This is a genomic window from Bacteroidales bacterium, assembly GCA_016707785.1.
Lineage (GTDB): Bacteria > Bacteroidota > Bacteroidia > Bacteroidales > UBA4417 > UBA4417.
The window spans coordinates 34,487-47,805 of record JADJGZ010000061.1 but is presented as its reverse complement, the minus strand read 5'-3'; the positions used below and the strand labels follow the sequence as shown (position 1 = coordinate 47,805).

General features: G+C 42.0%; 12 protein-coding genes. 6 read left to right on the top strand and 6 right to left on the bottom strand.

The features are described from left to right. Window positions 1-106: 106 nt before the first annotated feature. The gene (locus tag IPH84_20710) at window positions 107-352 is read left to right on the top strand and encodes a hypothetical protein (GenBank protein ID MBK7175579.1); all 246 of its coding nucleotides are present in this window, start codon (window positions 107-109) and stop codon (window positions 350-352) included. After that, window positions 349-765, top strand: coding sequence for a PIN domain-containing protein (locus tag IPH84_20705; GenBank protein MBK7175578.1), 417 nt, complete (start codon window positions 349-351; stop codon window positions 763-765). Before IPH84_20710 ends, IPH84_20705 begins: the two co-directional genes overlap by 4 nt. Window positions 766-893: 128 nt before the next feature. Here the strand turns inward: IPH84_20705 and IPH84_20700 are convergent, their stop codons facing one another. Then, window positions 894-2,855: an NPCBM/NEW2 domain-containing protein gene (locus tag IPH84_20700; GenBank protein MBK7175577.1), complete on the bottom strand. Its 1,962-nt coding sequence runs from the start codon at window positions 2,853-2,855 to the stop codon at window positions 894-896. 138 nt (window positions 2,856-2,993) lie between these two features. Then, window positions 2,994-4,427 (bottom strand): glycoside hydrolase family 125 protein, encoded by a 1,434-nt coding sequence (locus IPH84_20695; GenBank protein ID MBK7175576.1) that lies wholly within the window; start codon window positions 4,425-4,427, stop codon window positions 2,994-2,996. Between the two features lie 186 nt (window positions 4,428-4,613). On the opposite strand from IPH84_20695, the gene IPH84_20690 reads away from it, so the two are divergent. From IPH84_20690 to IPH84_20675, 4 genes are all read left to right on the top strand, one after another. Next, entirely contained in the window at window positions 4,614-6,896 is a 2,283-nt protein-coding gene (locus IPH84_20690; protein MBK7175575.1) for a CotH kinase family protein, read from the top strand. 102 nt (window positions 6,897-6,998) lie between these two features. Further along, the gene (locus IPH84_20685; protein MBK7175574.1) at window positions 6,999-7,595 is read left to right on the top strand and encodes a T9SS type A sorting domain-containing protein; all 597 of its coding nucleotides are present in this window, start codon (window positions 6,999-7,001) and stop codon (window positions 7,593-7,595) included. Between the two features lie 476 nt (window positions 7,596-8,071). Then, window positions 8,072-8,542, top strand: coding sequence for a hypothetical protein (locus IPH84_20680; GenBank protein ID MBK7175573.1), 471 nt, complete (start codon window positions 8,072-8,074; stop codon window positions 8,540-8,542). A 28-nt stretch (window positions 8,543-8,570) separates the two neighbouring features. After that, entirely contained in the window at window positions 8,571-9,056 is a 486-nt protein-coding gene (locus IPH84_20675; GenBank protein ID MBK7175572.1) for a hypothetical protein, read from the top strand. Between the two features lie 145 nt (window positions 9,057-9,201). Here the strand turns inward: IPH84_20675 and IPH84_20670 are convergent, their stop codons facing one another. The 4 genes from IPH84_20670 to IPH84_20655 all read right to left on the bottom strand — a co-directional run bounded on the left by IPH84_20670 (window position 9,202) and on the right by IPH84_20655 (window position 13,159). Next, window positions 9,202-10,056, bottom strand: a complete 855-nt coding sequence (locus tag IPH84_20670; protein ID MBK7175571.1) for a class I SAM-dependent methyltransferase — start codon at window positions 10,054-10,056, stop codon at window positions 9,202-9,204. A 95-nt stretch (window positions 10,057-10,151) separates the two neighbouring features. Further along, window positions 10,152-10,352 (bottom strand): hypothetical protein, encoded by a 201-nt coding sequence (locus tag IPH84_20665; protein MBK7175570.1) that lies wholly within the window; start codon window positions 10,350-10,352, stop codon window positions 10,152-10,154. Between the two features lie 18 nt (window positions 10,353-10,370). Beyond that, window positions 10,371-11,273, bottom strand: a complete 903-nt coding sequence (locus IPH84_20660) for an acyloxyacyl hydrolase (protein ID MBK7175569.1) — start codon at window positions 11,271-11,273, stop codon at window positions 10,371-10,373. A gap of 284 nt (window positions 11,274-11,557) precedes the next feature. Then, on the bottom strand, window positions 11,558-13,159 hold the full coding sequence (locus IPH84_20655) for a right-handed parallel beta-helix repeat-containing protein (protein MBK7175568.1): 1,602 nt from the start codon (window positions 13,157-13,159) through the stop codon (window positions 11,558-11,560). Window positions 13,160-13,319: the final 160 nt, after the last annotated feature.

The following is a 13,319-nucleotide window of genomic DNA, read 5'->3' as shown; positions in this document are numbered from 1 at the left end:
TGGTGAGATGAATTCGGTGAATAAAACTTGTGAGGTTAATCATAAAAGACGAAAGAATTTGGGTTTGACGTATAAATGTATTATTTTTGTACGTAAATGATACTGTATGGAAACGAAACTAACATTAAGACTTAATAAAACAGTGATTGAAAAGGCTAAAGAATATGCACTTAGTCATAATATCAGCCTTTCCAGGATGGTAGAAACCTACTTTCAATCCATAACAGTCTCAAAGAAGGGTTTGCCAGAAATAACACCTTTGGTAGAGAGTTTGAGCGGGGTTATTCAAAATACAAATGATCTGGATTACAAGGAAGGGTATTCTGCTTTTCTAAATGAAAAATACAAATGAAGCGACTCCTGCTCGATACCAATATTATTATTGACCTGCTCGCAAAAAGAGAACCATGGTACAATGAAGCAGCAAGTCTTTTCTCTCTTGCAGATAAAAAATCGGTTGAATTATATACATCGGCGCTATCTTTTGCCAACACTCACTTTATCTTATCCAGGCAGTTAAAGCCGGACCAGGCGAAACTGGTATTGAGAAAATTAAAGGTGATGGTACATGTATTGGACCTTACAGATAAAGTACTGGAATTGTCACTGAATGATGATGATTTTGAAGATTTTGAGGATGCCATTCAATATTTTTCAGCACTTGAAAATGATATTGAGATGATTGTAAGCCGGAACCTGAAAGATTTTGCCAAATCCAAATTGCCGGTGATGACGGCTGAGCAATTCCTGAAGATGTTCAATTAGGGCCTTATCAATAGCGTCTTAGCGCTTCCTTCGCGTCTTTGCGGTTTTAATTTTTTTTTATTACAACTCGTTTTAGTCGCCAATTCCTAATTGGTTATTGGTAATCCAGAATCTGAATTGAGCCACCCCTACTTCCTGCTCACCTTCAATAAAAGAACTCCATGAGAGGGCAGACTGGTTTCAAACCGCTGATCAAAAACACCAATGTTTTCCTGTTTCCAGACATCTCTCAGCATTTGTTTTCCTTCTAAACCGAGATCACTCCATTTCATCACGATTTTCTCATTGAATAGTCCACGGTTAAATAAACCTACTGCAACCGAACCATCTTCCAGCTCCTTTTTCCATATTTCAAGGTTATTGAGCTGCAGTACCCGGCTGGCCTGCCGGCCCAGGGGATCCTGGTTGATGTCCAATACTTCACTGTTGGTAAGCAAGTTTAAAGTAAAATCATCCATCTGGGTCATATCACAGCCAATAAGCAGGGGAGAGGCCAGCAACGACCATAATGAGATATGGGTGTATTGTTCGTTGGGTGAAAGTCGCGTTGGATGAAGACTGGGCCCCCAGCCTACCATCCCAACTACCAGCATATCAGGATCATTCCAGTGGCCAGGTCCAGCATATTTCTCTTTCCCTGCCTGTCCGAAGCCAATACTTTCCATACTCGACCAGTCATCGGTAATATCACCGGTTGTCCTCCAGCAGTTGCCACCCACTTCTTCACCCCATTCCCATACATCTCCCATTCCATACTGGCATAAACTGTACACAATATCCCTGTCGGCCTTGTCCAGTGCATTACGCATAACAGTATAGGGTTTCTTGAGTTCAGCAAGGCTATGGTCCTTGGCAATTCTTTCATAATCGCACCAGTCGTATTTCAGGTAATCGAATCCCCACCTTGCAAACTGAAGGGCATCAGCCTCCTCGTGGAGGTAACAGGCTTCATAGCCGGCACAGGTTTTGGGCCCCGGGCCAGAATAGATACCGACTTTTAACCCCTGAGAATGAACATAATCAGTTAATCCCTTTATATCCGGGAATTTTTTATTGGTAGCATAATTTCCCTGTTCATCCCTGGTTTTCCCGCCTACAATGGGATCGTCGCTATCAGGTTTCACCATCCAGCAATCATCGATATTGATATAACTCCAGCCATAATCGGCAAGGCCTGATTGGATCATAGCATCAGCCGCTGCTTTCACTTTATCCTGATCAATGGCACAGGCAAAGCAATTCCAGCTGTTCCATCCAAGGGGAGGAGTGAGGGCTATCTGATCGCCCACTACAATGGTGAATTTCCTTTTGTCGGCACCCAGTTCATTTTTAGCAACAAGGGTCGTTTCATACTTACCCGTTGTTTTCACTTTTCCGGTGATAATTCCGCTTGCTTTATCAACGGTTAATCCATCCGGCAAGCCTGTTACTGCATAAGATATAGGCTTTTTTCCGGTAGCAGGGATTCGGTAAAGAAAATCGTGCCCTGGCCTTACCCCATAGATCTTTGGCCCGTTAATCCTGGGTTTGGGTGAGGGTTTTGGGGTTAAAATGATTGCTTCTTCCTTCATGCGGTTCACAGTTTCGGGCATGGTACCTGTAACAAGGAAATATGCCTGTGCCCAGTCGGCATGGTCATAATTGATACCGTCACCGGCACCTTCTGCAATAAGGATCAGAGTATCGATGCCGGTAACGTTTATGTCAAATTTCTCAGAAATCCCTCCGGAAGTCAGAACCTGGCTTTTCCAGAGCATAGCCCCGGCACCATAAATACTGAAAACTACAGACCCGGTTGTCAGTTTTTCTTCATCATCAACCCCAACTATGGCACTGAAACGTTTGGAACCTCCATTCAGCCTGATATATAACATACTGTTGGCATGAGTGCCAAATCCCTTTTGGTATTCAACACCGTTCAGGCGTAAGGGGTTTCCCATGCAGGAAACATCTTTTCCAAGTTGTCCCCAGCCAGTAGAGGCTTTTGACAAATCGAGCGATGAAAGCCAGACGGTATCTGCATTCTGGGCAGAAACAGATTCGTATCCTGCCATCATAAGCAGGGCCAGTAAAAGCGAAAATATTCTCATGACTGTGAATTGAAAAGATTACTCCTTTTTTTGTAAACCTATTTCAGGACAAGACAGGTTCCATTTTTTCTATTCTGACTCCTGACTCCTGAATTCTGGATTCTTTTTGCACTACATTTTAATGATTTTAAACAGTTTCTAGATATTCTTAAGTATCTGCGGATGTTCTTTGTAAACCTTGATAATCAGCTCTCCAAAAAGGGTGTTAGCCCACGCAAACCAATTCCTGGTATAGTCGGATGGGTTGTCCTTGTTGAAAGATTCATGCATAAATCCTTTTCCGGCATGCGTGTTTTTCAATGTTACAATACATTCCTTGATTTCATCGGGTTGCGTGCTGGTAAGGGCTTGCATGGTTAGGGCGATAGGCCAAATTTTATCGATAAGCGTATGCGGACTGCCAATTCCTTTGGCTGCTTTGCCGCTAAAATACCATGGATTATCCTTACTGAGCAGGAACCTTCTTGTATTTGAATATAATTCGCTACCGGGTTCCATGCAGCCCAGGTAGGGCAACGACAGCAGGCTCGGGACATTGGCATCATCCATGAATAATTTGTTTCCAAATCCATCCACCTCATAAGCAATGATTTTGCCATAATCAAGGTGACTGGCAACAGCATATTTCATCAATGCATTTTCAACCTCATTGGCAAGGGCTCTTAATTTCAGGGCAAAAGCGGCATTGCCTCTTACTTCCTGCTGAATATCGGCTAGTTGTCGCAATGATTGGACGGCAAAGAAATTCGATGGTACCAGGAAAGGGAAAATTGTGGCATCGTCGGAGGGGCGGAAAGTTGAACAGATCAGTCCTACCGGGTTGATTGGATTGCCATATCCGTTCCCTGCAACGGTGTCGGACTGCCATGCTGTTTCCCTCTTAAAGGTATATGGGCCGCGGTTTTCTTTGCGTTGTTGCTGAATAAAAGTGGCATACACCAGTTCCATGGCTGCCTGCCATTCATCATCGAAAATAGAAGTGTCACCAGTTTCTTTCCAGTAACCATGTGCAAGTCGGATCGGATAGCAGAGAGAGTCGATTTCCCACTTCCGCTCATGCAATCCTGGTTTCATATCAGTCAGGTCGGTCTTCCACTGGCTGATCTCTTCACCATACATGAAGGCATTGGCGTAAGGATCCAGTTTTATGCATAGCACCTGCCTGTTTACTACCCCTGAAATAAGCCTTTTCAATTCAGGTTCCTTGTTAAGCAGGGGCAGGTAAGGCCATACCTGTGCAGTGGAATCCCTGAGCCACATAGCCCGGATATCACCTGTAATGACAAATGTATCTGCCTTTCCGCGTATGTTGGCCGGAATCACTGTGGTGTCGAGGGTGTTGGGAAAGCAATTCTCAAACAGCCAGGCCAGTTCAGGATCGCTGATGGCTGCCTTTACTTCGGCAATCATGGCATCTACTGCCTTACTTTCAAAATTTCTTTTTCCAACCATCGGACGGTTACTGGTAAATTCACCAAAGGGTTGAAAAACAGAACCGAAGATATGATTTGATACAGCTAAGCCAGCAATCCCGGCGGAGGTGTTTGTAATAAACTTTCTTCTTGAAACCATGGGTGTGGAGAATTTATTTATGGATGATTTTTTCATCCTGTTTCTTGTCCTGACAAATATAGGTTTTTCGTTAAAAAATAAGCGTTAGTAGAGGATTTTAGATGCAAGTTACGGGCATTATTAAATTAACATTAATTTTACCCTCTAACAAGATATCCTCAACAGTAAAAAATCTCTCTGCATATGATGAAACGATACCTTCTCCTTGCAACTTGTTTTCTCTTTTTTTCATTTAGTACCTACCTGAAATCGCAGGTGGTCATCAATGAATATTGTGTTACCAATGTTGACCATCATGATGATAATTATGGTGAATTTCCTGATTGGATTGAATTGTACAATGCTGGTAGCTCAGTAGTTAACTTAAAAGATTACGGTTTAAGTGATAACCCTGATAATCCTGATAAGTGGAAGTTCCCGGTAAATTTTAACCTTCCTTCGCATGGATATAAAATTATTTGGCTTTCCGGCAGAAATGAATCCTCATTAACAGGTGTTCATACCAATTTTAAACTCACTCAAACCAAAATTCCGGCTGAGTCACTGGTACTCTCTGACCCTACTGGTGTTGTGCTTGAGGAAAAGGTTTTGGAAGTCACACAATTAGGACATTCCAGGGGCCGCACTACCGATGGATCTTCAGAGTGGTCAGTATTTACTGCTCCCACATTCGGAAGTTCAAATAATTCAGCAACGCCATATACCAGGTATGCTGAAAAACCTGTTATGAGTGTTGATGCCGGTTTTTATACCAATAGCTTCAGCCTTACAATCACCACCAATGAGTTGAATGCTGTTATCAGGTATACCACAAATGGCTATGAGCCCAAACCGACTTCCTTAACGGTTACCGGGCCCATTACGATGGCCACTACCAGGGTGATGAAAGCTAAGACATTCAGTAGCGATCCTCAGGTTTTGCCCAGCCTTGTTGAGTTCAGAACTTATTTCTTCAATATAAGCCATTCATTGCCGGTTATTTCAGTGGCTGCTGATAACCTTACTGACCTTCTGGATGGTGATGCTTCCCTTGTCCCTTATGGATCCTATGAGTATTTTGGGACGGATGATCAATTGACTACCTCTTCGTATGGACAAATCAATAAACATGGCCAGGATTCATGGGGCAACCCTCAGCGAAGTATTGATGTGGTTAGCAGGGATGAATGCGGGTATAATTCTGCATTGCAGAATAAATTTTTCAAGACCAGCGACAGAACAGAGTTTCAGCGCCTGATCCTCAGGGCTTCCGGTGATGACAATTATCCTGCAAAAGACTCTGCTATCCAGATGAGGGACGATTTTATCATGACAGCATCAGATCTTATGGGTCAACACCTGGACTGGCGCCGGTCGCATCGCTGCGTACTTTATGCCAACGGACAATTCTGGGGCGTATATGCTATTCGCGAAAGAGATGATGATGCCGATTATTGTGAGTATTATTACGGGCAGGATAAGTATAACCTGCAATTCTGTATGCTTTGGGGTGGTACATGGTCAGAGTATGGCGGACAGCAGGCCATCGACGATTATCATGATCTGTATTATTACATCATGCATAACAATATGGCTTCCCCTGAAAAGTTTGATTATGTAGCCAGTCAGTATGATTATACCAGTCTGGCCGATTATGTGATCATCAATTCTTATGTGGTATGTAGTGATTGGATCAACTGGAATGTGGGATGGTGGAGAGGAATGGATTCAACAGGTACCCACAAGAAGTGGGGATATATCTTATGGGATGAAGATGCTACTTTCAATCATTACATTAATTACACAGGAGTTCCAACCCAATTGCCAACAGCTACACCTTGTTTCCAGGAGGGTATCACGCAAGATCCTGAGGGTCATATTGATATCCTGAACCGGCTTAGAATGAATCCTACTTTCAACCAGTATTATGTAAGCAGGTATATCGATTTGATGAATACCGGGTTTAAACCTTCGTTCATGATCCCTCTGCTTGATAGTATGGCCGCTATGATAGAGCCCGAAATTCCAAAACATTGCACCCGATGGGGAGGATCGCTGGATGAATGGCAGGAGAATGTTCAAAAGGTGAGGGATTTTATCAACACTCGCTACAATGTTGTGAAAGATGGTCTGCTTGAATGCTATAACCTTACAGGCCCATATCCTGTTACCCTAAATGTGGAGCCTGCCCTGAAGGGAAAGATTCAGGTGAATTCCATTACTCCGGAATCCTATCCCTGGGAAGGTTTCTATTATGGTGGAATTGATGTGCTGCTTAAATCCATCGAAGTAGACCCCACCTATAAGTTCGACCATTGGGAGTTGAATAATCATATTTTGCAGCCTTCAGATACTGCTACTTTAGTCAAACTCCAGCTGCTTACCAATGATGTCATTACCGCGGTGTTTGTCCCACGTACAAAAAATGATACGCTGGTAATCAATGAGATAAACTATAATTCAAGTCCTGATTTTGATCCGGGGGACTGAGTAGAAATATATAATCCCCAATCCTATACCGTTGATGTTTCAGGTTGGGTTTTTAAAGATGAAGATGACTTACATTCATATGCACTTCCACAAGGAACTGTGATGCCAGCTTTTGGATACCTGGTTCTCTGTACCGATGTTACAGCATTTGATGCATTATTTCCCGGTGTTGAAAACAGAGTAGGTCCGACAGGTTTTGGTTTAAGCGGAAACGGGGAATTAATCCGGATTTATAATCCTGATGTGCTGATGATCGATACAGTGAATTATAACGACACTGACCCATGGCCAATAGAGCCTGATGGCAATGGACCTACACTGGAGCTGATTAATCCCACGCTCGATAATGCGCTGGCCAGCAGCTGGAAAGCTTCCTATACACCGCATGGCACACCCGGTGAACCTAATTTTTATGTGGAAGTTCCTGAAATACCCGAAGCTGGTAAGCGCCCGGTTATCAGCCTTTCCCCAAACCCTATGAATTCCTTTACCCAGGTATCGGTTAGAATGGATCAACTCACTGGATCGAATTCACTGGTAATTTTTGATCTCACAGGCAGGGAGGTCAAACGTTATGAAAACGTCAGGGAATCCATTGTCCGGATCGACAGGGATGGATTATCCGGCGGGGTCTATGTGATACGTTTGATCGATCAGTCAGGACGCTGGCTGCAATCAGCCAAGCTGGTTGTGCAATAGGTCATCCAGGTTTCTGAAAGATATTCTACTTCTTATCTTATGGGTTCTTTCCCATTGTGACTGAACAGGAAGAGCCCCTGTAAAGGTTGACTGGGAAGGGGGACTTTCACTACCTGTCCCGTTTTTTCTACGAGATACGGTTCCGTGGTAACGCTGGGGTGAAACTCCCCTGCGCGACCCGACTGTGGGCAATTACTCGTATGACAAAGAAGTTTAAAATGAAGGGCGAAATATCAAACAATTGATTGTAACAATTGTTGGTTGCAAGGAGACAGACAAAATAACTGTTGACGGAGAGCGTGTTGATTTTATTTACAGAGACAATCCTGACTTTGAAAAAGTAGTGATTGAAGATTTTTGTCCAGGACGGAAACTCAAGACTATGCTGCAAACTGACAACTGGCAATATATTTCGTCAATACAATTGTTAGTGCCAAGAATTCAAAAATAGTTATCAATTTTTAAAATTAAATATTATGTTCAAAAATACTTTCCTATTCATTACTACTATTCTTGTAGGGATATCTGCATCGAATGGATATAATGGCCAAGATATATTTAAAGGATCAACATCTATTACATCATTTTTAGATTGGTTTAATATTACAGAACATTATGTGCACCCAAAAGGACTTATTATTTTAGACCTCATTCCAGCCGTTTTTCTCATCGTTCAAATCGTTTTATTTTTTAAAGACAAACAGAAAATAAAAGGATTGTTTGCGGTTCTTTCATTGTTGGCAAATTGTGTTGGGGTATTTATTGTGATACAATATGCTTATCCGATTGCTGCCCAAATGGTAGATTGGACGCCCGATACTATCCCTTCCAATTGGATAAGCTTAAAAGATGATTGGATAAAATATATAGGTTTTTACGGTCTATCAGGTATTTTAGGTTTGGTTTTTTCTGATAACCTACTTTGTACCTGCAAAAAAGAGTACTAGTATAAAACCTCTACACCCATTTTTCAATGTGTTAAAAAATGCAATGCTTTTTGTTATAACCTTGCCTGCATTAATGGGTGCATCTGGTGTTTTCGATCTAATTTTTTTTCCAATTGGGTACAAGATTTCAGGGACAACATTTATTGAAATGCACCGCCCAATAGATTTATTAATGAGAAGTATAGGGCCAATAATGTTCACTATTATGCTTTCGTTATACGGATTACTTACCATTCTCTTTTTTATGGAAAAGAGCAAAATAAAAGGCTTTCTTATTTTAGCGGCAATCCTTTTCCTCTTAGGCAACACTTTTGTTGCTTTTCAAGGCAACAGACCTTTAAACGATTTATTTCTAACATGGACGCCAACAACTATACCGAGCAACTGGTCGAGTTTAAGAGATGAATGGTTTAGTTATCATTTTGTTAGAAATATTTTTAACGAATTGCAGCTATTTTCTATACTACTAATCTATTTTGTGCCAATTAATAAGAGCAAAATAGCTGCATTGTAACTTTTGCCAAAAGGTGGTTGAATTAGTTTTCCTGCAACTCTGCCTTAGCTGCCAGGCCTTTGTGTCCTGCAGAAGAGAACACATCACACAAAGGATTTGTGCCAAGGCAGGGAATATTTCAGAAAGACTTTAGCCAGGAATTGTGCTACATGATCTCACCGAAAGGCTTAACCAGGCTCTCCTGCCGGAAATCCAGGTCTTTCAATTCATTTTCCTTTTTAAAGATCATGAAGGTATGATGATTTAAAAGGTTAGCAGGATGTATATTCAGCTTTAGTTGTTCACTGTAAATTCTTTTAACAGTTTCCGGGTTTAAATTCTTATGTTTCCTGAGGCACCTATAATACCGAAGGATTGAGCTAAGGAAAATAAATGGGTAAAAAAAAGGGAATAGTATAACAGAAGCTTTGCTGATCCTGGTATAACGGACCTCACTGATTCTGAATCCGGCTAGTGTTGCAAGTATTCTGAGTTTCTGCAACCCAATGAGGAAAATATGTCCATGGTAAATCTCCTGGTGCAGGCTTTTATCCGACATCCAGATATCATCAATTTCATTGGGAGGCATTTTCCGGAAGTTCTCACTTTCAAATAAAAGATAGGAGATCCTGGATCGTATGTTAGAATAGGAAGGAGTGGTAATCAGTAGTTGGCCATTCATTTTCAGAACCCTGTTGAATTCTTTGAACACTTTGAGCTGGTCACTGAAGTGTTCAATTCCTTCCTGGCAGATGATCATATCGGCATGGTCATCTGCAACAGGAATACTTTGCATCACATCCGCGAAATTGCACTTAACCTCCTTGAGCATGAAATAATCAGGAAATAGGTCAAATGCTTCAACGTTCGCTCCCATTTCCAGCAGTAGTTCGCTGGTCACCCCATTCCCTGCAGGAATATCCATGACACATTTGCCAACCAGTTCATTCCTGATCCCTTCGAGGTATTTTTTGATATGAAACTTTGGACTTTTTGGATTAAAGATATTCGAATCAATCATTAGCAAAACATTAGTGAACAGATGAGACTTCTTTTTGAGAGTGCTTTAGTTCAACAGAGGTACCGGACAGCAAAGAAAGGAATTATCCTTCAAACCTACAGCCGGTATCCCAGGTTGAATTCGAGGAATTCAGCCAACATAAAGTTGATGGCCCTGACATTTACACCCAGCGACCACTGGTTGTAAATCTCGAACCTTGCACCCAGCCTTTGATAGGTTTGCTTGAAATTGCCATAATTCAGATGCCTGGCGTAGATGCCAACACCGCCTAATAAGGTTAATTTTCCTACGATCACCTCGGGTTGTGCACTGAATCATACTGTGAAATTTTCAAATGTGCGAGGACCAATCGTCCCGTCGGGATTGGCATTTAGCCCCCACCAATAGTTGAGATCCGTACCAATACCAGCCCTGAATGCATTGCTGAACTGATAAAGATAGAATGCACTTAGGCCTCCCACTGCAAAATAGTTGGAATCGAGTTCGTAGTCAACGCGCTGATGATCGCCATATCCCATCATAAAATAAAATCCATGGTGTCGGTCAGCCCTGCCAGCTTTCTCAATAGTTCGCGTTTCAGGCCTTCCCCTGAAATGATATTTAAGTTCGGCAAAAGGGGCATAAAGGTTCATTCCCCGGTTTGGCCGTTCAAAGCCTCCGTTGGAAAAGTGGGTGAAACTGACACCCGCACCGAGATCCAGGTACTTTGTCAAAGGATACCAGGCATTCACTCCAATGTCAAGGTGTACTGTGAGTCCACCGCCGATCGCAAGGTTTTTCGGATTGTGAATGGAGTCGTAATGTGCCCAGTTCCAGGCAACACCGTATTGGAATTCAGTATAAAGTTCCAGCTTTTTGCCCCGAATGATGGGTATTCCCAACACTCCATAAGCTGAAAGCGGATAACCGATTTCACGGGCATTATAGAAGTCGCCGGCATAAAAACCAATACCATAATAAGGCCCCTTAAAGATTTTTTGCCATTCGGTATAACCCGGATTCTGCCATAGTAGTTTTAAGGAAATGGATTGATGTTGGGTGATAGGCCTATGCGAAAGATTATCACCTTTCACAAAATCAGTCGTTTGTAGGACATCCCCTTTATGATAACTGACCGAAATGCCCGGAAAGTCGCGGGTTCTGCCGGAATAAAGGGAATCTTGAGAATAGCTTTGAATTGAAATAACCAGGAGAAATAGTGGAAGGAACGATTTCATTGCTTAATCCGGATGATTTGAAGGTAATACTGTTGATTTTAGCTGATGATTCTTCTTTATACTCAATCGCAAAGAATTTGCAAAGCAAGATTCTTGCAGATTGAGTTATGCCGGTGCACACAGTTGTCAAAGTTTCGCAAAATGATTCAGCAACGGTATACCTGTTTTTAACGACATTTTTTATCCATTATTTTTTGGATATAGAAAGTTATCATATGTAGTAACTCTTTTGCGTCTTTGCGCATCCTTCGCGTCCTTGCGGTTAAAAAGAATACCCTTTATATCTATCTTCCTGTAATAAGTAATTTACCTGTCATCGCCTGTGTTTCATTACTGAATATCACAAAATATAACCCTGACTTCATACCAGAATTAATTGCATTGTCAAGATCCAGCCTTATTTCTGACTCCCCGGCTTCAACATTGAATTGGCATATCAGATTACCATTCAAAGAGATAATCTTTAATTGCGAAGGCCATAGTAACGGAGAATGGAGTTTAAGGACCGCATAATCAGTTGCCGGACAGGGATAAATTACAAGGTGTCCGTTTTCATTGACAATAAATGGCTTAATATCAGTAGTTCCATTGAATTCATAGGCTCCCATATCTATCCTGCCATTCCAGATTCTTCCCGCGCCTTCGAGGTCGGTTTCCGGCAAATTCAGGAATCCAGCATCCGGGGTACCGGAATCGATACAAGGAGAGTTGGCATTTAATTGGTAAGGGTAATTCCCGGAACCATAGAATGATGGGGGCAGATTCAGATTATTAAGGTATTCGCCATGATAACCCTCATGTCCGCCACTGCCCTCGAAACCGGCTGAATCCCCTTCTATATTGCAATAGTAAAAGGAAGGGGCAGAATAAACATCCCAGATATACACACTGTTTCCGAAACCCTGGTTATTATAAATGATGGAATTATACATTTTCGGGGCGGCAGAATCATTGCAATAAAATCCTCCGCCATATGCGCTACTATTGTCAGCAATGGTAAGGTTCGAAAACACAGGGAAAGAACGTATACAACAAATTCCCCCGCCGAAAAAGAGACAACCGTTCTGTGCTGCAAGGTTGTTGCTAAAGGTATGCGTAGGAGAGGACCTGAGCACTCCCAGTGCACCTCCGAGGCCACTGAAATTATACATCATCAGGTTATGGTTAAACTGGGGATCAGAATTGTCGAAAGAAGCTGCCCCTCCAACACCAGTAGACGAATTTGAATAGAAATCATTGTTGTTCACCACAGGTGATGAATTGATCGCACAAATCCCTCCGCCATAACCATAAATAGTACCTGTATTCCCTGAATAGTTATCATTAAACCTGCAATACTGTATGATAGCATTTGCATTCCGGAGGTAAACAGCCCCGCCTGAATAGAAGCTGTAATTATGGTAGAAATAGCAGTGTTCAATCCTGGCTTTTCCAAAGTTTTTCATTTGGATGGCTCCACCATAGCAATTTGAAGAATCCTCTGCTGCTTTTCCAAATTCAAACCTGCAATAACTAAAATAGGAAGAGTCATTTTCAGGAGCGGTATTAATAAAACGTATCCCTGACCAACCTCCTCTTCCTGAAGTCTGGCTGTAAAAATTGGAGGTGTCGCGTATGGTAAAGAGGATTGAATCCCCTTGAAATCCAGCTGCGATAAGACAGCCCTGTACTTCCAGCCTGAAATACGACTGAAACTCAATCCGGGTTCCCGGAGCAATGATCAATGTCTCATTATTGGGAATCATCAAATGATCCGTAACCAGCACTGTGTCTACCGACCAGGTCCCAGATACATTCCCTGAAACCGTCAGAGAGGTTGAAAACGCCTGAGCAATAAAAGAAAATGCAAGAATTGTCAGGAAGACTTTAAGCGAAAGGTATTTCATTCGGGTATATTGAATTACCCTGTAAAGCTATGAAATGTTGTAAAATGGAGAACCATCTTCAATGAATTTTTTTTATTGCTCAGTTACCATTACAATTTCGAATTATACGCCCGAATTAAAATTTGTGCTTAGGTCCCCCTCGTTCAAATTATTCCTTTAA